A 20,958-nucleotide genomic window follows, 5' to 3' on the forward strand; every position below is an offset into this window, starting at 1 on the left:
ATGGCTGCTTATGAATTTGTCGATCACGCCTATGACGTCGTCGTCGTCGGCGCGGGCGGCTCGGGCCTTCGTGCCGCCCTCGGCGCGGCCCAGCAGGGGCTGAAGGTCGCCTGTGTTTCCAAGGTCTTCCCGACCCGCTCCCATACGGTCGCGGCCCAGGGTGGTATCTCCGCCTCGCTCGGCAATATGGGCGAGGATTCCTGGCAGTGGCACATGTACGACACCGTCAAGGGGTCGGACTGGCTGGGTGACCAGGACGCCATCGAATATCTGGTCCGCAACGCGCCCAAGGCGGTTTACGAGCTGGAGCACTGGGGCGTGCCCTTCTCGCGCACCGAAGAGGGCAAGATCTACCAGCGTGCCTTCGGCGGCATGACCCGCAATTTCGGCGAGGGCCCGGTGCAGCGCACCTGCGCCGCCGCCGACCGCACCGGTCACGCCATCCTGCACACCCTCTACGGCCAGTCGGTGCGCCGCGAGGTCGAGTTCTTCATCGAGTATTTCGCCCTGGACCTGATCATGCAGGACGGTGCCTGCACCGGCGTGACCGCGCTCAAGCTCGATGACGGCACCCTGCACCGCTTCCGCGCCAAACTGGTGATCCTGGCCACCGGCGGCTACGGCCGTGCCTATTTCTCGGCCACCAGCGCCCACACCTGCACCGGCGACGGCAATGCCATGGTGCTGCGCGCCGGCCTGCCGCTGCAGGACATGGAATTCGTCCAGTTCCACCCGACCGGCATCTACGGCGCCGGCTGCCTGATCACCGAGGGGGCCCGCGGCGAGGGCGGCTATCTGACCAATTCCGAGGGCGAGCGCTTCATGGAGCGCTATGCGCCGACCGTGAAGGACCTGGCCCCGCGCGACATGGTTTCACGCTCCATGACCATCGAAATCCGTGAGGGCCGTGGCGTGGGCCCGAACAGGGACCACATCCACCTGCACCTCGACCATCTCGATCCGGCCGTGTTGCACGAGCGGCTGCCGGGCATTTCCGAGAGCGCGAAAATCTTCGCCGGCGTCGATGTGACCAAGGCCCCGATCCCGGTCCTGCCCACCGTCCACTACAATATGGGCGGCATCCCGACGAACTATCACGGCGAGGTCCTGACCAAGGTCGGCGACAATGCCGATACCGTCGTCCCCGGCCTGATGGCGGTGGGCGAGGCGGCCTGCGTTTCGGTGCACGGGGCCAACCGTCTCGGCTCCAACAGCCTGACCGATCTGGTCGTCTTCGGTCGCGCCGCCGGCCTGCGCTGCGGCGAGGTGGTGGACAAGGCCTCGAAGGTGCCGGACGCCCCGGCCTCGACCACGGACGGCCACCTGGCCCGCCTCGACCGCTTCCGCCACGCCAGTGGCTCGACCCCGACGTCGAAGCTGCGCATCGACATGCAGCGTGCCATGCAGTCCGACGCGGCGGTCTTCCGCACCGGCAAGACGCTGGAGGAGGGGACGGCCAAGCTGCGCGCCATCCACGCCGCCGGCGCCGACATCAAGACCACGGATCGCGGCCTGATCTGGAACACCGATCTGGTCGAGACCCTCGAATACGACAATCTGATCGACCAGGCCCTGGTGACCATCGAGAGCGCCCTGAACCGGACCGAGAGCCGCGGAGCCCACGCCCGCGAGGACTATCCGGACCGCAACGACGCCGAGTGGATGAAACACACCCTGTCCTGGAAGACGCCGGGTGAGGCGGTGAAGATCGACTACCGTCCGGTCCACAACTACACGATGTCGAAAGACATCGATTACATTGAGCCCAAGACACGGGTGTACTGATGGTCCAGCTGACTCTCCCCAAGGGCTCCAGGCCCACGCGCGGCAAGGTCCACAAGGCCGCCAAGGGCGCGAAGAACGTCAAGACCTACAAGGTCTATCGCTATGACCCCGAGGTCGACGCCGACCCGCGCTGGGACACGTTCGAGATCTCGGCTGACGATCACGGCCCGATGCTGCTGGACGCCCTGATCCACATCAAGAACGAGATCGACCCGACCCTGACCTTCCGGCGCTCGTGCCGCGAGGGCATCTGCGGCTCCTGCTCGATGAACATCGACGGCCGCAATACCCTGGCCTGCACCAAGGGCTGGGAGGAGTGTTCCTCCTCGACCATTTCCATCGCCCCCCTGCCGCACCAGCCGGTGGTCAAGGATCTGGTGACGGACCTGACCCTGTTCTATGCCCAGTACGACTCGATCCAGCCGTATCTCCAGTCCGACGAACCGGACCCGGAGAAGGAGCGAATCCAGCTGCCGGAAGACCGCGCCAAGCTGGACGGCCTGTACGAATGCATCCTGTGCGCCTGCTGCTCGACCTCCTGCCCGAGCTACTGGTGGAACCAGACGGAATACCTCGGCCCCGCGGCCCTGCTGCAGTCCTACCGCTGGATCGCGGACAGCCGCGATGACGCCACGGACAAGCGGCTCGACGACCTCGAGGATCCGTTCAAACTCTACCGCTGCCACACCATCATGAACTGCGCCCAGGTCTGCCCCAAGGGCCTGAACCCGGCCGAGGCGATCGCCAAGACCAAGAAGCTGATGGTCGCTCCGGGGCGGAAGAAGACGGAAGCGGCGTAGCCCGCGAAGCGGGTTCATCACAACGGGCACAGCGTTTCCACGACGAACACGACGGGTCCTGCGCCACTGCCGTCGTGCGCGTTGTGCCTCCGTTGTGTTCGCCGTGATGAACCCTGAATGCCAACCGGTTGCCGCTTTCGCGGCGAAGAATGGACCGCTATAGGCGCGACATGGCGAAGATCACCTACATCGAACACGACGGCCGCGAACATGTCGTCGAGGTCAAGACCGGCCTTTCCGTCATGGAGGGCGCGGTTCGCAACAATGTCCCCGGCATTGACGCCGACTGCGGCGGTGCCTGCGCCTGCGCCACCTGCCATGTCTATGTCGACCAGGCCTTCGCCGCCGAAACCGGGCGGCCCTCGGCCATGGAGGAGTCGATGCTGGACTTCGCTGACAACGTCCAGCCGAACAGCCGCCTGTCCTGCCAGATCCGGGTCACCGACGATCTGGACGGCCTGATCGTGCGCCTGCCCGAAAGCCAGCACTGAGCCGCGGCCATGGGCCAGGCCAATCCTGACCTCGTCGATCGGATCGGCCGGCTGATCGCCGACGGTCCGGACGATCGCCCACCTCTGATCGCCATCGTCGGGGCGCAGGGCTCCGGCAAGACCACTTTGGCCCGTGCCGCTGCCGACCGGTTCGGGGCGGCCCAGATCTCGATCGACGACGTCTATCTGACCCGCGCCGAACGCGAGGCCATGGCGCGCGAGGTCCATCCGCTGTTCGTCACCCGGGGTCCGCCGGGAACGCATGACCTCGGCCTGCTGCAACAGTTGATCGACACCCTGTCCGCGGCCGGGCCGGACGACGAGACCTTCATCCCCGATTTCGACAAGCGCGGCGACGACCGGCGGCCGGTCGCTGACTGGCGCGTCTTCCGGGGCCGGCCCTCGGCGATCCTGATCGACGCCTGGTGTCTCGGGGCCCTGCCGGAAGAGGCCGCGGCCCTGGCCGTCCCCGTCAACGCCCTCGAGACGGATCAAGATCCGGACGGCCGCTGGCGGCGCGCCGTCAACGGCTTCGTCGGCGGGCCTTATGCCGATTTCGTCGCCCGGTTCGATGCGGTCCTGTTCCTTCACGCACCGTCGTTCGATGTGGTGCTGGACTGGCGATGCCAGCAGGAGGCCGATCTGCTGGGCATCGCGCCCGCCGACCTGCCTCCCGCCGAACGCGTGCGTCTGGCCGGTTTCATCCAGTATTTCGAACGCATCACCCGGCGCATGCTGGACGGTGGCGTGAAGGCCGATGTCATGGTGAAACTGGATCGAAACCATCTGCCGGGCTCTATGGGCGAATGAACACTCCTCCGGACCGTCGTTTCGAGCTGCGCTCGCCCACCAATGAGCGGGGTCTGGTGCTCGCGCCCGGCTTCGAGACGCCTTGCGTGATGATCGATCGGTCGGCCCAGGGCGGCCGTATCCGGCTGGACCGGGACCTGCTCCTTCCGAAGGTGGTCGTGGTCATCGATATCGATCAAGGCCTTGCGATCGAGGCGCAGGTGGCCTGGCAGAAGGGTATCGAGGCCGGACTCAAACGCATCGGCCAGGCCTCCCTGCGGGGTCTGGTCCCCTCGCGCCTCTCAGATGCCCGGGCGGCGTGGTTGCGGGCGGGCGGGCGCTAGACTGCCGTCAGCGCCTTGATCGCCACATAGACGGCGACGATCAGGATCAGTCCCGCGAACAGCCGACGTCCGGGGACGGCATTGGCACCCACCCGTGGATCCTGCCGCCGCCCGGGCCCTCGGGCAAACGGTTCCTCAAACTGCCGCTGAACGCGATCTGACCGCCGGCTTCCTGATCAGAGAACGTCCGGAACCGTCCCGGCCGTGATGGCGATCCGGCCGATCAGGCCCTTGACGATCAGGTCCAGGGCCGAGCCTTCGCGATAGTCGGCGGCGGCGACGAAATTGACCCGGTCCTCCGAAATGAGACCATAGATCTTCTGCTGGTCGCGCTCGGAGTTGCGCGGGTCATAGACCGCGATCGAATAGCCACCCTTGGTGTGCATCATCTTCATGGTCGGCACATCGGTGTCGCCGTCGCCGAGGAAGATCATCCGTTCGAACGGCACCGGCCGGTCGTCGTCGGCCATGAACCGGTTGATCTTCTCGTGCTCCCAGTGGTTCAGCACACCCTTGTTGATGCGGAACAGATACTGGGTCTTGGTCGTATAGTTCACACCGACCGCCGGCCAGATCGCGACGCCGTGGTCGTCGTAGACGAATTTGGAGGCAAAGACGTGCCGGAACTCCGGCCGGATCGGACAGCCCTCGATCATCTCCTCGAGGCCTGCCGAGATGATGTAGTGCTCGATATCCAGCCCGTATCGCTCGCCCATGGCATTGATGCGTTCGAACCAGCCCGTACCGGTCAGGTCGGATTTCAGGCCGTCGAACAGTTTCACATCCTCGCCGTGCTCGGCCAGCAGCTTGCGCGTGATCGGCGCATTGTTCTCGCGCGCCTGTTTCAGCATCAGCTGCATATACATCAGGATGTTGTCGCCGTCGGCTTCGCGCGTCAGCCTGTCCGCCGCCCCCCAGAAGTCGCCGATCCCCATGCCGATCGACGGAATGAAGGTGACCTCCTGCATGTTCCCGCGCGCCAGGGTGCCGTCGAAATCGTAGATCAGGGCGGTCTTGAGGGGTTTGGCCATGGTGGGTCCAGGAAGCAGGTCTTGGGGCTTAGGGCTTAGGGCTTAGGGCTTGGGTCAGGGACAATGGCCAGCCAAACATTTCGAAAGGCACTACGGCTCTTGCGGGTTGAGACTTCCCTAAGCCCTAAGCCCTAAGCCCTAAGCCCTAAGCCCCAAGCCCCAAGCCCCAAGCCCCAAGCCCCAAGCCCTCACCCCAGCCGCAACTCCGGTGCCGCCGCCACGCCTGCGGCCTCCAGCGGCAGGTGCAGGATGAAGGCCGCGCCCTTGCCGGGTTCGCTCACGACCTCGGCCCAGCCGCCGTGCAGTTCGACGAGGGCCTTGACCAGGGCCAGGCCGACGCCCGGTCCGCCCCGCTCGCGCCGGACGAACCGGTCGAAGACGTGGGCCTGCAGGTGATAGGGGATGCCCCGACCCGTGTCCTCGACCCGGATGCGGATCTCCGTTGCCGAGGCCTCGGCGGCCAGGGTCACCGCCCCGCCCTCCGATACGGCACGGGCGGCGTTATCCAGAAGATGATCGAGGGCCTGACCGATCCTCTGGGCGTCGGCACGGATGGCCCGCAGACCGTCGGGGCTGTCGACCGTCAGGCGAGCCCCGCGCGACTCGATCCGGGCCTGGATACGCCCGGCGGCGGCCTCCAGCAGATCGTGCACCCGCACATCGCCGAGCTGCAACTCCATCTCGCCGGCGTCGATCTGGGCCATGTCCAGCACATCATCGATCGAACTGGCCAGCTGGCTGGCGGCGACGCGGATGGCACCGGCATGCTGGCGGCTGCGATCGGGCAGGTCGGCCTGCATCTCCAGCAGCTCCGAATAGCCGACGATGGTGGTCAGGGGGGTGCGCAGCTCATAGGAGACACTGCCCACAAACTCGCGCTTCAGCGCCGTCGATTCCTCCAGCGCCTGGGCCTTGGCGGCCAGGGCCTGTTCGAGACCGCGCCGGGCGGTGATGTCGGAAAAGGCCACCAGGGTCGCCCCGTCCGGCAGGGGGCGCGTCAGCCAGGAGGCGATGCGGCCGTCGGTGGTCTTGCCCTCACCGGCGATCGGCACCCGGCTTTCGGGATCCGGGTCGGCGACCCGCGCCTTCAGCCCCAGCCAAAGGGCAGGATCCGGCATGGTTGACTGGCACAGGGCCGCGACCGCGTCGAAATCTCCGGCTGCCGCCAGGGCCTCGCCCGTCACGCCCCAGAAGGCGTCAAAGGCCTCATTGTGCAGCCGCAGCCGCCCGTCCGAGCCGAACACGGCCACGGCGTCATTGAGCTTGTCGAGGGTCGCGGTCTGGACCTGGATCTGGGCATTGAACCGGCTGCGCAGCTTCAGCTCGTCGGTGATGTCCGAGAACAGCAGCAGCACCCCGCCCAGCGGATGGGGTTGGCGCACGACCCTGAGGGTCCGGCCGTCCGGCAGGGACCAGCTGTCGTCCGGCGCGGCCGCCGGGGCGCCGTAGAAGTCCAGCTCCTTCGCCTTCCATCCGGCGTAGTCGATGACCTCGGGCAGCAGCCGGCGCTGGCGTAGCCGGTCCAGCAGTTCGGCATGGGTCGGGCGCTCATCCAGCCAGGCGGGGTCTATGTTGAACAGCGTCTGGAAGGCGGTGTTGTGGAAGGCCAGCCGCTTGGACGGGCCGAAGATGGCCACGGCGTCGGCCAGATGGTTCAGCGTCTCGTCATGGGCCTCGACATGGCGACGCAGGGTGTCGCGCGTCTCTTCGGCCTCGGTCATGTCGAGGGCGAAGGCCAGAACGGTCCCGGCCCCGCCCTGGACCGGCTCGGCGACAATCCGCCAGGCGCGGCGCCGTCCGCCACCGGTCGTCCAGCGGAAGCCGTCCTGATGCCGGTGGGTCCGGCCGGCCTCGGCGACAATGGCGTCGGCGCCACGGTCGAAGCTCAGTCCCTTTTCGCGCGCCTGTTCGACGCTGTCGGCCTTCATCTCGGTCAGCCAGGCCTTGTTGGCCCAGGCCAGCCGACCGGCTGCGTCGGTGATCCAGGTCGGCGCCGGATAGGAATCCGCCAGCAGGCTCAGACCGCTCTCGGTGGCCGTGCCGACCAGCCCGAGCCGCGACAGCCTCAGCCAGGCCGCCCCCGCCGAGGACCGGCCCTCGACCGACCAGGCCCCGCCGGACCCTTCCAGCACGGCGTCAAAGGCCTCACCCTGGTCGATCAGGGCATCCAGCCGCGGTCCCGCCGCCCGCCGCGCGGCGTCCAGCACGACCAGGCCGGGGTCACGCGCGTGGTCTTCGTCGCCGCCGAGTTCACGGGTCAGGGCTGCCCAGGCCTGGGGCGACCCCAGCCGCCGGGTCTGTCCATCGGGCGTCAGGGCCAGACGCACATCCTCAAAGGCCGCCAGTGCCCCGTCGCGATCGGCCAGATCAACCAAAGCCGCCGCCAGGGCCGTCTCCGCCACCTGATTGCGCGCGGCCAACCGCCCACGCAGCCGCGCGGCCCAGGCGCTGAGGGCCAGGGCCAGCCCCGCGGCACCCGCGGTCGCGACATAGGCGATGTCGGCCTCGGCCATGGTGTCGTGTCAGCTCCCGCGACGTGATTCGGTAACCATACCGCATGAGGGGCGTGAGGCGAGGGGTTGGAGTGGCGAGTGGTTAGTGGCTAGTGATTGGTGATTGCAGCTTCACGGCCTGCGGAAGGGTGACGCCGCCTCATCAGCTCCGCAGGCGCCGGCCAACCACTAGCCACTAACCACCAACCACTCAGTCTGGCCCGATGCCCCCCACCTGGACCGACCAATCCGCCCCCTCCCTCGACGACTTCGCCCGGCTGGCGCGCGAGGCCTTCGACGCCCTGCCCGAACCGTTCCGGTCGCTGGCGGGCGAGGTTGTGATCCGGATCGATGACTTCGCCGACGAGGAGATTCTGGCCGGCTTCGGCATGGAGGACCCGTTCGAACTGACCGGCCTCTATCACGGCGTCGATCTGGGCGGCCGGGACTCGCTCGGTCCCGCGGCCGAACCCTCGCGTATCTTCCTCTATCGCCGCCCCATCCTCGACGAATGGTGCGAACGGGGCGACGTCGGCCTGTCCGAGATCATCGCCCACGTCCTGATCCACGAAATCGGCCACCATTTCGGTCTGGATGACGACCGGATCGATGTGGTGGAGGGCGCCGAACACTGACCCTCTCCCATTGGGAGAGGGCTTGAGCGCACGACGGCGGAGCCGTCGTCCTTGCGCGAAAGGGTGTGGGTCGACCGCCGGAGGGCGGCTTCGCCGCTTCTCACAGCCGACCCACATCCGGCGCTGCGCGCCACCTTCTCCCAATGGGAGAAGGATCAGGATGTCAGCCTTAAATCCTGCCCGATCTGTGGTATAAGCCGCCCCTCCCGCGCCGACAGGATGCTGCCTTGAGCCTGACGCTCGACCTTTCCCGCACGTCCGCCGCCAAGCCGGCGGCCCTCGTCAACCTCTCCGGTCTGACGCGCGCGGGCCTGCGTCAAGCATTGATCGACGCCGACATCTGCCCGCCGGAAAAGGCCAAGATGCGCGCCTCGCAGGTCTGGGGCTGGATCCACCATTTCGGCGTTACCGACTTCGCCGCCATGAGCAATGTGGCCAAGGATACCCAGGCGAAACTGGCCGCCGCCTTCACCCTGGCCCGGCCCGAGATCGTCGAACGCCAGGTCTCGCAGGACGGCACCCGCAAATGGCTGATCCGCACCGCGCCGGGTATCGAGATCGAAACCGTCTACATCCCGGACGTCGGCCGCGCCGGGGCCCTGTGCGTGTCCTCGCAGGTCGGCTGCACCCTGAACTGCACCTTCTGCCACACCGGCACCCAGAAGCTGGTCCGCAACCTGACCGCCGCCGAGATCGTGGCCCAGGTCCAGGTGGCCCGCGACGACCTCGAGGAGTGGCCGTCGCCCAAGGAAGACCGTCGCCTGTCGAACATCGTCTTCATGGGCATGGGCGAGCCACTCTACAATCTGGACCATGTCGCCGACGCCATCGACATCATCTCGGACAATGAGGGCATCGCCCTGTCGCGGCGGCGGATCACTGTCTCGACCTCGGGCGTGGTGCCGATGCTGGAGCCGCTGGGTACCCGCACCCAGGCCATGCTGGCGATCAGCCTGCACGCCACCAACGACCCCCTGCGCGACGTGCTGGTGCCGCTGAACAGGAAATACGACCTGGCCGAGCTGATGGCGGGCATCCGCGCCTATCCGGGCATCTCCAATGCCCGGCGGGTGACCTTCGAATACGTCATGCTGAAGGGCGTCAACGACAGCCCCGAAGAGGCCAGCGCCCTGGTCAAGCTGATCGAGGGCATTCCGGCCAAGGTCAATCTGATCCCGTTCAACCCCTGGCCCGGCACGGACTATGAGTGTTCGGACTGGAAGACGATCGAGCGGTTTGCGGCCATCCTCAACAAGGCCGGCTATGCCAGCCCGATCCGCACCCCCCGCGGCCGCGACATCCTCGCCGCCTGCGGCCAGCTCAAGTCCGAAAGCGAAAAGGTCCGGGCCTCGGTGGCACGCAAGGCGGCGGCGGAAGCCGCCTGAAGGGAGTGGCTAGTGGTTAGTGGTTAGTGATTGCCGCTGCTCTGACGGCGGAAGGGCGGCGCGGTCCGCGCGGCTGCGCAACCGCCGGCCAGCCACTAACCACTAACCACTAGCCACTCCTTCCGACACACTTCTTCACCAACTGTGTCCTGGCTCCTCTTGCGGATTGGGGCGAAAACCGGGCAATCGTTCCGGGGCTCTTGCAACCGGACAATCATGGACTCCTCGTCCCTCACCACCCTGCTCGAAAGCGCCGAGGTCCAGGCCTTTGCGACCGGGTTTCCAACGACCCTGGCGCACCTGGGCGTGACGCTGGCCCTGCTGGCTGCGGGCGCGACGCTCTACGCCCTGTTTACGCCGTGGAGGGAGATATCCCTGATCCGCGACGGCAATGCCGCGGCGGCCGTAGCCTTTTCCGGCGTGCTCCTGGGCCTGGCGATCCCGCTGGCGGTCAGCCTCAGCGTCTCGACCTCGATCAAGGATATCGTCCTGTGGGGCGTCGCGACCGTGGTGCTGCAACTGCTGGCGTTTCGGCTGGTCGACATGCTCCTGACCGGCCTGCCCCAGCGAATCCGCGAGGGTGAGATCGCGGCGGCCGTTCTCCTGGTCGGTGCCAAGCTCGCGACCGCCCTGATCCTCGCCGCCGCCCTGACGGGATAGGGTTGCCGGATGAGGGAGATGGGTCGCGTGCGCAGAGCGGAGAGGTCCGGAGCGACGATCATGCCTGCTTCGCCCCAACCCGATGACCGGGCCACCCGCACCCTGGCTTTCGACCCTCGAAGCTGATGCGTATTCCCGACTGGATCCTCTATTCCGCAGTCGTCGCGGCCCTCGTCATCTGGTCCTTGCGGCTGAGGGAGAATGCTGACGCGCCTCCGGCACCGCCTCCGCCGGACGAGGTCGAGGGTGCGCTGCTGGGTCCGATCACCCCGTTCGATCCGGCCGTCACGGTCAATGCGCCGGATATTCCCTTCCAGCCCAGCTCGGGAACGGCCTTTTCGATCTCGCGTGACGGCTATTGGGTGACCGCCCGCCATGTGGTCGAGGGCTGCCGTCGCCCGGCCATTCTGGTCGGCGGCGGCCGGGCCGTCGCCGCCGATGTCCGGCTGGCCTCCCGCGCCGACATTGCGGTCCTGCTGACCCGTGGCGGACCCGACGCTGTCCCGGTGCTGGCCACGCATGAGCTGCGCTCCGGCCAGCGGGGGTTCCATCCGGGCTTCCCCCAGGCGCAGGCCGGCGAGGTCGCCTCCCGCCTGCTCGGCCGCGAGACGCTGCAGGTCCGGGGTCGGGGACAGCGTGACGAGCCGGTGCTGGCCTGGGCCGAGGTCGGCCGTACCGACGGCCTGGGCGGCACCCTGGCCGGCCTGTCCGGTGCGCCGGTTCTGGACCGTCAGGGCCGGGCCATCGGGGTGACCATCGCCGAAAGCCCGCGACGGGGCCGGATCTACACCACCGCGCCCGACACCTTCGGCCCCGCGATCCGGGGCGTGCAGAAGGCCGACGAGCCCCTGACCCGGCGTTTCATCACGGTCGATAACTACGGCCTCGTCGCCGACGACCTGCGCCGCGAGCTCCGGGTGGCCCAGGTCGTTTGCCTGGCGGTCTGAGCCCTACTGCAGGGTTGCCGAGTCGAGGTTCAGCCCGGTCAGGGGAATAACCTCGACGTTCGGATAACTGGCCCGCAGCGCCTCGATGAAGGTGGCGGCATCGCCCACGATCACCAGGCTGGCTTCGGACGCCGGCAGGTGTTCGGCGAAGGCGGCCTGGACCTGTTCGGGGGTGATCGCCCGCACCCGGCCCGCATAGGCCGCCAGATCGCTCATGGGCAGGTCGTAGAGCGCCAGACCGGCGACCAGGGACCCCAGGCCGTCGACCGTCTCCAGCGAACTGCCGAAGGCGCCGGTCAGGATGGCCTGACGGGTGGTCATTTCGCTCCCGGTCGGCAGGGTCGTGGCCAGCCGGGTCAGTTCGGCCAGGATCAGGCCGGCGACCTCGACGGCCGCATCATTACGGGTCTGGGCCGAGGCGGTGAAGGCCCCGGTATCCAGCCGCACGCCCAGGCCAGAACGGGTGCCGTAGCTGAGGCCGCGCTTGATGCGGATCTCCTGGTTGAGGCGCGAGGTGAAGCTGCCGCCCAGCAGGGTGTTGCCCAGGGTCAGGGGGAAATAGTCCGCATTATCGCGCGCGATGCTGCGCCGGGCGACGAATACGGCGGCCTGACCGGCACCGGGCTGGTCGATGACCACCACGCGGGGCGGTGGCGCCGCGCCGGCGCGGGCCGCGATTGCGGGGGCGGCCGCCGAGGCATTCCAGTCCCCGAAAGTCTGTTCGGCCAGGGCGCGGGCCTGATCGGCGGTGATGTCGCCCGAGAAGACCAGCTTGGCTCCGACGGGCGAATAGCGGCCGGTGTGGAAGGCGACCACATCCTCGCGGGTCAGGGCCGGCAGGGAGCTCAGCGTCCCTCCGCCGGGTGCGCCATAGGGCGCATCGCCATAGACCACACGCGCCACGGCGGCCGACCCGACCGGGCCGGGCGAGCTGAGCTGGATGCGCAGACCGTCCAGCGCCTGATCGCGCTGGCGCTCGAGTTCCTCTCCGGCAAAGTCGGGGCGGCGGGCCAGGTCGGCGAGGATCTCCATCGCCTGCGGGAAGACGTCGGCCGGGGCATTGGCGTAGATGGTGGTGAAGTCCGCGCCCGAGGAGGCGCCGATGTCGGCCCCCAGCTGCTCGATCTGCGCCGCGATCTCGGGAGCCGACCGGCCGTCCGCGCCCTGGGTCAGCAGGGCGGCGGTCATATTGGCCACCCCCGCCTTGCCCGAGGGGTCATGGGCTGAACCGGCGGGCAGGCTGAGGCGGGCCGAGACCAGCGGCAGGCCCGGCTTGCGGGCGACGAAGACCTCCAGACCGTTGGCCAGGGTGAAGGACTGGATGGCCGGGGTGGCCGGCTCGACGGCGGCACCGGGCTGCGGCAGGGGCTCGCGCTGGTCCTCGGGCAGCAGTTCGAAGATCCGGCCGACCGGTGCCAGGTCGGCGACCGTGACCGGGGCCGTGACATTGACGGCCTGCACGGTCGCGGGGTTGGCGTAATCGGCGTTCAGATAGCGGATGGCGATGCTGCGCTGGTCCGTCAGATAGCGTCGCGCCACCCGCTGGATGTCGGCGGCGGTCACGCCCTGGAGGTCGGCGATCTCGCGGTCGGCCGCCGCGGCGTTTCCGGTGTTGATCAGTGACCAGCCCAGCGCATTGGCGCGGTCCTCGACCGTCTCGCGCTGGCGCAGGGCCGAGGCGACGAGTTCGTTTTTGGCCTCGGCCAGTTCGGCTTCGGTGACCGGCGCGTCACGCAGGCGGGCCGCTTCGGCGCGCAGGGCCGCCAGGCCTTCCTCGGGCGTCCGGCCTTCAGCCATGATGGCATAGGCGGTCAGGGCCCCGGCCTGCTGGCTGGCGTCCAGACTCGAACTGGTCTGGGCCGTCAGCTGCTGATCATAAACCAGCGACCGGTACAGGCGGCTGGACTCCCCGGTCGACAATATGCCGTCCAGCACGGTCAGGGCCGCCCGGTCGGGATGGTCATAGCGTACGGTCGGCCAGGCCAGCACCACGGCGGGCAGGGGCACGTTCGGGGCGTGGAAGGTGGCCTCGCGCGGGCCGGTCGGCTCGGGCTCGCGCACATCATTGGCGGGCAGGGCGCGGTCCGGATTGGTCAGGGGTCCGAAATAGCGGTCGATCCAGCCGTCCAGCTGACCCTGGTCGAAATTGCCCGACACGATCAGATAGGCATTGTCCGGGCGATAGTAGGTGGCGTGGAAGCGGCGCACGTCCTCGATGGTCGCGGCGTCGAGGTCCTCGATCGAGCCGATGGTCGAGCGGCGGTAGGGATGGTCCTGATAGACGGTCGCCGGCACGAACAGGCTGAACAGCCGGCCATAGGGGCTGGCCAGAACGCCCTGGCGGTACTCCTCCTTGACCACGTCGCGCTCGCTCTCGAACACGGCTTCATTGACCACCAGCGACCCCAGCCGGTCGGCCTCGGCGAAGATCAGCCGTTCAAGGTGATTGGCCGGCACGGTCTCGTGATAGGCGGTGACATCGTCCGAGGTGAAGGCATTGTTGTTGCCGCCCACGTCCTCGGTCAGCCGGTCAAAGGTCTCGTCCGGGAAATTCTCGGTCGCCTTGAACATCAGATGTTCGAACAGGTGGGCGAAGCCCGAGCGGTCCTGCGGATCGTCCTTGGAGCCGACCTTGTACCAGACCTGGACGGTGACGTTCGAGGTCGAGGTGTCCCGCGCCGTGAAGACCCGGAGGCCGTTCGCCAGGGTCCGCTCCTGGAAGCCCAGCGGCGGGACGACGACCGCGTCGGCCGTTTCACTGGCCTGCCCCATCTCACTGACCGCCGCCGCAGGCCCGGCCGCATTCGAGCCATCTCCGACGGAGGCGCAGGCGGGCAGTGCCATCATCAGGGCGGCGATCGAGGCGGCGGCGAACAGGCGGGACTTCATGGGGCAGGGCTCCGGATCGCCCGGCATGTGCGGGCGCGCGAACCCTATCAGGGCCGAAATCCGGTGCACCTTACGGAGTCGTAATGAAGCGGACGCTCAGTCCTGCCTGAGGGCATCCGCCAGCAGCCTCGCCTCGGCCGACCGGCTCGAGCCGGCACGCCAGGCCACCACGATCTCGCGGCGAGGGGCACGGGCCGTGATCGGCCGGACCACGACCCCGGGCAGGTCCGCCAGCCCGGCGCGCACCGCCATCTCGGGCAGGAAGCTGACGCCCAGCCCGGCCGAGACCATCTGCACCAGGGTGTGCAGGCTGGTTGCGGCGAAGACGTCCTCACCCCGCGGCGGCTCGATTCCGAACGCGGCCAGGGCATGGTCGCGCAGGCAGTGGCCGTCCTCCAGCAGGATCAGGTCCTCGGCCTTCAGCGACCCGGCCGGAATCGGCCCGGTTCCCGCCAGGGGGTGACCGGCGGGGGCTGCGGCCATGATTTCGTCATCGCCGATCCGGGCGTGGTCGATGCCCGGGGCTGAATAGGGCAGGGCGATCACCGCCGCGTCCAGCTGGCCCGACTTCAGCCCGGCGATCAGCCGCGGTGTCAGGTCCTCGCGTATGAACAGCCGCAGGGCCGGCCAGGCCGCCTTCACGCCCGGCAGTCTCGCGGGCAGGAGAAAGGGGGCGACCGTCGGGATCACGCCCAGCCGGAACCGGCCCGACAGCGGCTTGCCCGCATTGCGCGCCGCCTCGACCAGGTCCTCGGTTCGGGCCAGGACGTCCTCGCCGCGTCGGACGGCCTCGGCCCCGACCGCGGTCAGCTGGATGTTGCCGCGGGTCCGCTCGACCACCGGCGCGCCGAGAATCTTCTCCAGCTCCTGAACCCCGGCCGACAGGGCCGGCTGGCTGACATGGGCCGCCTCTGCCGCGCGGCTGAACGAGGCATGCTCGGCCAGAAGCTTGAGATACTGGAGCTGTCGCAGGGTGGGGAGCACGGCCGACATATAGGCACCTGCTATCGTTTGGCCAAAGTCAATCAGACGGCCTTATGCCGTAAAGGGAAGCAGGTTCATCACAACGATCACAACGAAAGTCACAACGGGGTCCGGGGTAACGATCCCGGCGCTTGTCCAGGGCATGGATCAATCAAGGCGGCGAAGCCGCGATCTCATGACCCCGGAAGAAGCGGCGCTGGGTGATCCACCACCGCTCCCGTCGTGCTCGTTGTGCCTTCGTTGTGTCCGTCGTGATGAACCTTCCATTCAGCTCAGGCCGCCATACGCCCCGGATGCTCTCTCTCAGGCCAGGTCGAAGCGGTCGGCGTTCATGACCTTGGTCCATGCGGCCACGAAATCCTTGACGAATTTCGCGCCAGCATCGGCCGAGGCATAGACTTCCGACAGGGCCCGCAGCTGCGAGTTGGAGCCGAACACCAGATCGGCGCGGGTCGCCGTCCAGCGCGCCGCACCGGACTGGCGGTCCGAACCGACGAAGGTCTCGTCGCTGCTGTCGTCGGCCGGGTTCCAGGCCGTCCGCATGTCCAGCAGATGGACGAAGAAGTCGTTGGTCAGCTGTCCCGGACGGTCCGTGAGCACGCCATGCTTCGATCCGCCGTGGTTGGCACCCAGAACGCGCAGGCCACCGACCAGCACCGTCATCTCGGGCGCGTTCAGGCCCAGCAGCTGGGCCCGGTCAACCAGCAGCTCCTCGGTCGGCACATTGAAGCGGACCTGCAGATAGTTGCGGAAGCCGTCGGCACGGGGCTCCAGCACGGCGAAGCCCGCAACGTCCGTCTGTTCGGCCGAGGCGTCGGTGCGGCCCGGGGTGAAGGGAACCTCGATCGCATGACCGCCGGCCTTCGCCGCCTGTTCCACCCCGACCGAGCCGCCCAGCACGATCAGGTCGGCGATCGAGACGTTGAGGCCGGAGTCTGCCTTGATCCGCTCATAGGTCTGCAGGACCTTCGACAGCGCGCCCGGTTCGTTGACGTCCCAGCTGCGCTGCGGCTCCATACGCAGGCGGCCGCCGTTGGCCCCGCCGCGATGGTCCGAGCCGCGATAGGTCGACGCCGAGGCCCAGGCCGTCTTCACCAGTTCGGAGACCGACAGGCCGGAGGCTGCGATATGGTCCTTCAGCGCCTTGATATCGGCCGTGCCGATCAAGGGTCCCTGATGGGCCGGGATCGGGTCCTGCCAGATCAGGTCCTCCGCCGGCACGTCCGGCCCGAGGTAGCGGGCCTTGGGCCCCATGTCGCGGTGGCAAAGCTTGAACCAGGCGCGGGCGAAGGCGTCGCCGAAATAGGCGGGATCCGCCCGGAAACGATCCATCACCTTGCGGTATTCGGGGTCGAATTTGAACGCCATGTCGGCGGTGGTCATCATCGTCGGAACCCGCTTGCCCGGCGTATGGGCGGCCGGGGCGAGAGTCTCCGGCGGATTGCCGACCGGCTGCCACTGTTTGGCACCCGCCGGGCTCCGGACCAGTTCGTATTCATGGTCCAGCAGCATGTCGAAATAGGACATGTCCCACTGGATCGGCGTCGGCGTCCAGGCGCCCTCGATGCCCGAGGTGATGGTGTCGTCACCCATCCCGCTCTCATGGGTCGAGATCCAGCCCATGCCCTGTTTTGCGATGTCCGCACCCTCGGGCTCGACCCCGACCTTGGAGGCGTCGCCCGCGCCGTGGGCCTTGCCGAAGGTGTGGCCGCCGACCGTCAGGGCGACGGTCTCTTCGTCATTCATGCCCATGCGGGCAAAGGTCTCGCGGATGTCGCGGGCCGACAGCAGGGCCTCCGGCACGCCGCCGGGGCCTTCGGGGTTCACATAGATCAGACCCATCTGGATGGCGGCCAGCGGGCTTTCCAGCTCCAGTCCCTTGTCGGGCTGGATGCGGGTTTCCTCGGCGGCGACCCAGTTCGCCTCCGTGCCCCAGTAGACGTCCTTCTCGGGTTCCCAGACGTCGGCCCGGCCGCCGCCGAAGCCGAACACCGGCCCGCCCATCGATTCGATGGCGACATTGCTGGCCAGGATCATCAGATCGGCCCAGGACAGGCTGGCCCCGTATTTCTGCTTGATCGGCCACAGCAGGCGCCGCGCCTTGTCGAGGTTGCCGTTGTCCGGCCAGGAGTTCAGCGGGGCGAACCGCTGCTGGCCCGCGCCCGCACCACCGCGGCCGTCGCCCGTGCGATAGGTGCCGGCCGAGTGCCAGGCCATGCGGATGAAGAAGGGGCCGTAGTGGCCATAGTCCGCCGGCCACCAGGGCTGGCTGTCGGTCATCAGGGCGGTCAGGTCGCGTTTCACCGCGGCATGGTCCAGCGCCTTGAACGCCTCGGCATAGCTGAAGCCCTCGCCCATCGGATCGCCGGTCCGGCCCTGCTGGTGCAGGATGTCCACGGCGATCTGGTTCGGCCACCAGTCACGGTTGGTCCGTCCGATCAGCGAGCGCTGTGCCGCCGAGGTCTTTTTCGGATCATTGAGGGGGGCGGGTCCGCCGGCGTTTCCGTCCATGATGGTCTCCTGAAGCTGGGCGCGCTGCGTCTGCGCGTGTTCGCTAGGACCCTAGACCTTTCGCCTCCGGAGGGAAAATCGATAAACCCTGTTTGCAGGAACAGAAAAATCTATCGACGCGCCGGATCAGGCCGCTGCGCCCTGCGTCATCAGGAAGGCATTCAGCTTATTGCCGTCCGGATCACGGAAATAGGCGGCATAGAAACTGTCCCCGCGCGGTCCGGGCGGGCCCTCACAGGTCCCGCCGTGGGCCAGGGCGATGTCATACAGCCGATGGACCTGTTCGCGTGAAGACGCCTCCAGCGCCACCATCACCCCATTGCCGACGCTGGCCGCCTGGCCGTCGAACGGCTTCGTCAGCCCGATCCCGGCCCCGCCGCCCGGCGTGCCCCAGGCGATCGCCCCCGGCCACTCCATCATCCGCGACGTTCCCAGTTCCGCCGCGACGGCGTCATAGAATTGGGCAGCCCGCTCGAGGTCATTCGTGCCCAGCGTCACATAGCCGATCATGTGGAAATCCTTCCTCTGGCTGATCCGTCAGCCCAACAAATACGAACAAAACCGGAACGTCAACTCTCCCCCAGCCACCGCATCCGGCAGGCCATCATCGCCGTCTCGCCCAGCCGGTCCACCAGTCGCCAGTTGACCACCGCCCCGATCGGGGCACCGACGACCGGGATCAGCTGGGCCAGTTTGGCCAGGTCGATGTAATCCCGGTACTCGATCTGGAAGCGCCGCCAGTCGTATTCGGTGATGGCGTCGGGCTGGTCGACGTCCGCGATCCAGCGCTCCAGCTCGGCCAGGGCCCCGGGCCGCCGCTGCGCGCTGGCGAAGGCCAGGTGGAAGATGTGCAGCAGGAACAGCCGCTCGCGTACCGTATCGCCGCCCCAGCCATAGGCGCCGACGACCTCGCCCAGCATCCGCACCTTGATCGCCATCAGGGCCGGGAAGTCCGCCGCCGCCAGCACGAAACCGCCCGCCCCTGCGACCCCGCCCTCGACGCTGGCGGTGGTGCGGTACGCCTTGATCCTGGCCCGCGCGCGCAACTCCCGCGCCGCCAGCGAGCCGTCCGCCATGGCCCGGGCCGGGATCAGGTCCGAGCCGAACAGGATTCCCTTCGTCATCGCCTCGACGCCCGAGGTGATGATGGCGTGGACCCGTTCGGGGATGATCCGGTTGATCCGGTCCTGGGTCCCGCGCGTGGCCCGGTCCCACAGACCGGGCGGCTTCAGCACCTTCGCCCGCCAGGCCGCGACCTCGGCGCGCACCGTCGCCTCATCCACGACCGTGATCAGGTCGTCTGGCACGGCCTCGGGGGCGATGATTTCGGGCAGACTGGCCATGACGGCTCCGGCGGACGCAGGGTGACGGTTGCAGGGGAAAGCGAGCGGGTCTAGACCGCCGCCATCGCTTTCCCTCCCCCACCCATACACGGCCTCAAACAGCGCCCGGCGCGACAGGCCAACGGAGACACCTGATGGCTCGCGCGAAGATCGCCCTTATCGGCGCCGGCATGATCGGCGGCACCCTGGCCCACGTGGCAGCGCGCGAAGCGCTGGGCGACATCATCCTGTTCGACATTGCCGAGGGCACGCCCCAGGGCAAGGCGCTGGACATCGCCGAGGCCACGGCCGTGTTCGGCACCGACGTCGCTCTCAAGGGCGCCAATGACTATGCCGACATCGCGGGCGCCGACATCTGCATCGTCACCGCCGGCGTGCCGCGCAAGCCGGGCATGAGCCGCGACGACCTGATCGGCATCAATCTGAAGGTCATGAAGGCCGTCGGTGAGGGCATCAAGGCCCACGCCCCGGACGCCTTCGTCATCTGCATCACCAACCCGCTCGACGCCATGGTCTGGGCCCTGCAGAAATTCTCGGGCCTGCCGAAGGAGAAGGTCGTCGGCATGGCCGGCGTGCTCGACTCGGCCCGGTTCGCGTATTTCCTCGCCGAGAAGACCGGCGTCTCCATCCAGGACATCCACGCCTGGACCCTGGGCGGCCACGGCGACGACATGGTCCCCATGGTGCGTCACTCGACCGTCGGCGGCCTGCCCCTGCCCGACGCCGTCAAGGCCGGCATGCTGACCCAGGCCGAGCTGGACGCCATCGTCGACCGCACCCGCAAGGGGGGCGGCGAGATCGTCGCCCTGCTCAAGACCGGCTCGGCCTTCTACGCCCCGGCCGAGAGCGCCATCGCCATGGCCCGTTCCTATCTGCTGGACCAGAAGCGCGTCCTGCCCTGCGCCGTCTGGCTGTCGGGTGAGTACGGCCTGAAGGATCTCTATGTCGGCGTCCCCGCCCTGATCGGCGCCGGCGGCGTCGAAAAGGTCATCGAATTCACCACCAATGACGACGAGAAGGCGATGTTCGCCAAGTCGGTGGAGTCGGTCCAGGGCCTGATCCAGGCCTGCAAGGACATCGACGGCAGCCTCGTCTAGGCCGCCATCGCGCGCGACGCGGTCGCTCGCTGCTTGAGCGCCTTGGAAGAAACGAAGGGGCCGCGGAGCGATCCGCGGCCTTTTTTCCGGCTATTGGGCGGGCGCTGCCGCCAGCCCTTGGGCGAATGTCCGCAGCATCTGTAGCCAGATCACCGTCGGCTCCCGCAGCTGTTCGGTCCCGGTGTTGGTCAGGACGACATCGTACTGCACTACCGCGCCTGCCGCGCTCCCCGGCCCGGCCGGCATGAAGTAGGCCTTGAGGAAGCGGTTGTCGCGGTTCCAGGCGTTGATCTGGTCGGGGGTGATCGGGCCCGAGAAGATGGCGCTGTACTGGATGTCGTCGCACAGGCTCGGGCCGCAGGCGTAGAAGGTCAGGTTCCAGGGCAGGGGCTCGTCCGCAATGTGCAGACTGGTCACCCCGTCGCGCAGAACCGGTTCCCTGACATTGCCGCCCAGACCCGCCAGCCAGGCCTTGGCATCGGCGACCGAAACGCCTGTGGTCTGGACCACCGCCGGCGGCGGGGTCTGTGCCAGGGCCGCGCCGGGCAGGGCGACGGCAAGGGCCAGGGCGGAAAACAGGACGGGCAGGCGCATGGGCGATCTCCAGGGACGGCCGAAGTTAGAGCGATCCGCCCGAGCGGAATTGTGGCACCAGTCTAGGTGTTCTGTCCCGGAGTGTGGGGGAATCAGTCAAGCTGATCCTTCATTCCGGGAGGCACTATGGGCCAGATACTCCACGGCAGCGCCACGACCACGTACGCAGTCCGAGCTGCGA

At 68.0% G+C, this 20,958-nt stretch carries 18 protein-coding genes; 10 read left to right on the forward strand and 8 right to left on the reverse strand.

The window, feature by feature from the left end; all coding sequences use genetic code 11:
• The 5 genes from sdhA to Q0053_RS11605 all read left to right on the forward strand — a co-directional run bounded on the left by sdhA (window position 1) and on the right by Q0053_RS11605 (window position 4,209).
• A complete protein-coding gene (sdhA, locus tag Q0053_RS11585) occupies window positions 1-1,785 on the forward strand; it encodes a succinate dehydrogenase flavoprotein subunit (protein WP_298100291.1) in 1,785 nt (594 codons plus the stop codon).
• Window positions 1,785-2,585: a succinate dehydrogenase iron-sulfur subunit gene (locus Q0053_RS11590; protein WP_298100292.1), complete on the forward strand. Its 801-nt coding sequence runs from the start codon at window positions 1,785-1,787 to the stop codon at window positions 2,583-2,585. The genes sdhA and Q0053_RS11590 overlap by 1 nt, the downstream gene beginning before the upstream one ends.
• A 170-nt stretch (window positions 2,586-2,755) precedes the next feature.
• On the forward strand, window positions 2,756-3,076 hold the full coding sequence (locus Q0053_RS11595; protein WP_298100294.1) for a 2Fe-2S iron-sulfur cluster-binding protein: 321 nt from the start codon (window positions 2,756-2,758) through the stop codon (window positions 3,074-3,076).
• A 9-nt stretch (window positions 3,077-3,085) separates the two neighbouring features.
• A complete protein-coding gene (locus Q0053_RS11600; RefSeq protein ID WP_298100296.1) occupies window positions 3,086-3,886 on the forward strand; it encodes a kinase in 801 nt (266 codons plus the stop codon).
• The gene (locus tag Q0053_RS11605) at window positions 3,883-4,209 is read left to right on the forward strand and encodes a PilZ domain-containing protein (RefSeq protein WP_298100298.1); all 327 of its coding nucleotides are present in this window, start codon (window positions 3,883-3,885) and stop codon (window positions 4,207-4,209) included. The genes Q0053_RS11600 and Q0053_RS11605 overlap by 4 nt, the downstream gene beginning before the upstream one ends.
• Before the next feature lie 176 nt (window positions 4,210-4,385).
• On the opposite strand, the gene Q0053_RS11610 is transcribed toward Q0053_RS11605, so the two are convergent.
• Both Q0053_RS11610 and Q0053_RS11615 read right to left on the reverse strand, forming a co-directional pair.
• On the reverse strand, window positions 4,386-5,240 hold the full coding sequence (locus tag Q0053_RS11610; RefSeq protein WP_298100300.1) for an HAD family hydrolase: 855 nt from the start codon (window positions 5,238-5,240) through the stop codon (window positions 4,386-4,388).
• A 188-nt stretch (window positions 5,241-5,428) separates the two neighbouring features.
• Window positions 5,429-7,753 carry an ATP-binding protein gene (locus Q0053_RS11615; protein WP_298100302.1) on the reverse strand — a complete coding sequence of 775 codons (2,325 nt, stop codon included), beginning with the start codon at window positions 7,751-7,753 and terminating at the stop codon, window positions 5,429-5,431.
• A 203-nt stretch (window positions 7,754-7,956) separates the two neighbouring features.
• Between Q0053_RS11615 and Q0053_RS11620 the strand changes: the two genes are divergently transcribed.
• The 4 genes from Q0053_RS11620 to Q0053_RS11635 all read left to right on the forward strand — a co-directional run bounded on the left by Q0053_RS11620 (window position 7,957) and on the right by Q0053_RS11635 (window position 11,359).
• The gene (locus Q0053_RS11620) at window positions 7,957-8,367 is read left to right on the forward strand and encodes a metallopeptidase family protein (RefSeq protein WP_298100304.1); all 411 of its coding nucleotides are present in this window, start codon (window positions 7,957-7,959) and stop codon (window positions 8,365-8,367) included.
• A gap of 227 nt (window positions 8,368-8,594) precedes the next feature.
• Complete coding sequence (rlmN, locus tag Q0053_RS11625) at window positions 8,595-9,752, forward strand: 23S rRNA (adenine(2503)-C(2))-methyltransferase RlmN (RefSeq protein ID WP_298100307.1); 1,158 nt, start codon at window positions 8,595-8,597, stop codon at window positions 9,750-9,752.
• Window positions 9,753-9,968: 216 nt separating this feature from the next.
• Window positions 9,969-10,412 (forward strand): DUF350 domain-containing protein, encoded by a 444-nt coding sequence (locus Q0053_RS11630; protein WP_298100309.1) that lies wholly within the window; start codon window positions 9,969-9,971, stop codon window positions 10,410-10,412.
• 125 nt (window positions 10,413-10,537) lie between these two features.
• Window positions 10,538-11,359 (forward strand): serine protease, encoded by an 822-nt coding sequence (locus tag Q0053_RS11635; protein ID WP_298100311.1) that lies wholly within the window; start codon window positions 10,538-10,540, stop codon window positions 11,357-11,359.
• A 3-nt stretch (window positions 11,360-11,362) separates the two neighbouring features.
• Here Q0053_RS11635 and Q0053_RS11640 read toward each other — a convergent pair whose 3' ends face one another.
• From Q0053_RS11640 to Q0053_RS11660, 5 genes are all read right to left on the reverse strand, one after another.
• Window positions 11,363-14,248: a pitrilysin family protein gene (locus Q0053_RS11640; protein WP_298100313.1), complete on the reverse strand. Its 2,886-nt coding sequence runs from the start codon at window positions 14,246-14,248 to the stop codon at window positions 11,363-11,365.
• A gap of 96 nt (window positions 14,249-14,344) precedes the next feature.
• Window positions 14,345-15,232 carry a hydrogen peroxide-inducible genes activator gene (locus Q0053_RS11645; RefSeq protein WP_298100331.1) on the reverse strand — a complete coding sequence of 296 codons (888 nt, stop codon included), beginning with the start codon at window positions 15,230-15,232 and terminating at the stop codon, window positions 14,345-14,347.
• A gap of 303 nt (window positions 15,233-15,535) precedes the next feature.
• Window positions 15,536-17,743, reverse strand: coding sequence for a catalase/peroxidase HPI (gene katG / locus Q0053_RS11650; protein WP_298100315.1), 2,208 nt, complete (start codon window positions 17,741-17,743; stop codon window positions 15,536-15,538).
• Window positions 17,744-17,869: 126 nt separating this feature from the next.
• A complete protein-coding gene (locus Q0053_RS11655) occupies window positions 17,870-18,253 on the reverse strand; it encodes a VOC family protein (RefSeq protein WP_298100317.1) in 384 nt (127 codons plus the stop codon).
• A 59-nt stretch (window positions 18,254-18,312) separates the two neighbouring features.
• Complete coding sequence (locus tag Q0053_RS11660) at window positions 18,313-19,086, reverse strand: EcsC family protein (protein WP_298100319.1); 774 nt, start codon at window positions 19,084-19,086, stop codon at window positions 18,313-18,315.
• A gap of 134 nt (window positions 19,087-19,220) precedes the next feature.
• Between Q0053_RS11660 and mdh the strand changes: the two genes are divergently transcribed.
• Window positions 19,221-20,183 (forward strand): malate dehydrogenase, encoded by a 963-nt coding sequence (mdh, locus tag Q0053_RS11665; protein ID WP_298100321.1) that lies wholly within the window; start codon window positions 19,221-19,223, stop codon window positions 20,181-20,183.
• A 90-nt stretch (window positions 20,184-20,273) separates the two neighbouring features.
• Here the strand turns inward: mdh and Q0053_RS11670 are convergent, their stop codons facing one another.
• Window positions 20,274-20,777 carry a YbjN domain-containing protein gene (locus Q0053_RS11670; protein WP_298100323.1) on the reverse strand — a complete coding sequence of 168 codons (504 nt, stop codon included), beginning with the start codon at window positions 20,775-20,777 and terminating at the stop codon, window positions 20,274-20,276.
• Between the last annotated feature and the right edge of the window lie 181 nt (window positions 20,778-20,958).

It is taken from the genome of Brevundimonas sp., from assembly GCF_027487935.1.
Lineage (GTDB): Bacteria > Pseudomonadota > Alphaproteobacteria > Caulobacterales > Caulobacteraceae > Brevundimonas.

What these genes read in the sequence shown, in the direction of transcription:
- sdhA (WP_298100291.1), top strand. Translation starts at nt 1, where the DNA reads ATGGCTGCTTATGAATTTGTCGATCACGCCTATGACGTCGTCGTCGTC.
- Q0053_RS11590 (WP_298100292.1), top strand. Translation starts at nt 1,785, where the DNA reads ATGGTCCAGCTGACTCTCCCCAAGGGCTCCAGGCCCACGCGCGGCAAG.
- Q0053_RS11595 (WP_298100294.1), top strand. Translation starts at nt 2,756, where the DNA reads ATGGCGAAGATCACCTACATCGAACACGACGGCCGCGAACATGTCGTC.
- Q0053_RS11600 (WP_298100296.1), top strand. Translation starts at nt 3,086, where the DNA reads ATGGGCCAGGCCAATCCTGACCTCGTCGATCGGATCGGCCGGCTGATC.
- Q0053_RS11605 (WP_298100298.1), top strand. Translation starts at nt 3,883, where the DNA reads ATGAACACTCCTCCGGACCGTCGTTTCGAGCTGCGCTCGCCCACCAAT.
- Q0053_RS11610 (WP_298100300.1), bottom strand. Translation starts at nt 5,240, where the DNA reads ATGGCCAAACCCCTCAAGACCGCCCTGATCTACGATTTCGACGGCACC.
- Q0053_RS11615 (WP_298100302.1), bottom strand. Translation starts at nt 7,753, where the DNA reads ATGGCCGAGGCCGACATCGCCTATGTCGCGACCGCGGGTGCCGCGGGG.
- Q0053_RS11620 (WP_298100304.1), top strand. Translation starts at nt 7,957, where the DNA reads ATGCCCCCCACCTGGACCGACCAATCCGCCCCCTCCCTCGACGACTTC.
- Q0053_RS11630 (WP_298100309.1), top strand. Translation starts at nt 9,969, where the DNA reads ATGGACTCCTCGTCCCTCACCACCCTGCTCGAAAGCGCCGAGGTCCAG.
- Q0053_RS11635 (WP_298100311.1), top strand. Translation starts at nt 10,538, where the DNA reads ATGCGTATTCCCGACTGGATCCTCTATTCCGCAGTCGTCGCGGCCCTC.
- Q0053_RS11640 (WP_298100313.1), bottom strand. Translation starts at nt 14,248, where the DNA reads ATGAAGTCCCGCCTGTTCGCCGCCGCCTCGATCGCCGCCCTGATGATG.
- katG (WP_298100315.1), bottom strand. Translation starts at nt 17,743, where the DNA reads ATGGACGGAAACGCCGGCGGACCCGCCCCCCTCAATGATCCGAAAAAG.
- Q0053_RS11655 (WP_298100317.1), bottom strand. Translation starts at nt 18,253, where the DNA reads ATGATCGGCTATGTGACGCTGGGCACGAATGACCTCGAGCGGGCTGCC.
- Q0053_RS11660 (WP_298100319.1), bottom strand. Translation starts at nt 19,086, where the DNA reads ATGGCCAGTCTGCCCGAAATCATCGCCCCCGAGGCCGTGCCAGACGAC.
- mdh (WP_298100321.1), top strand. Translation starts at nt 19,221, where the DNA reads ATGGCTCGCGCGAAGATCGCCCTTATCGGCGCCGGCATGATCGGCGGC.
- Q0053_RS11670 (WP_298100323.1), bottom strand. Translation starts at nt 20,777, where the DNA reads ATGCGCCTGCCCGTCCTGTTTTCCGCCCTGGCCCTTGCCGTCGCCCTG.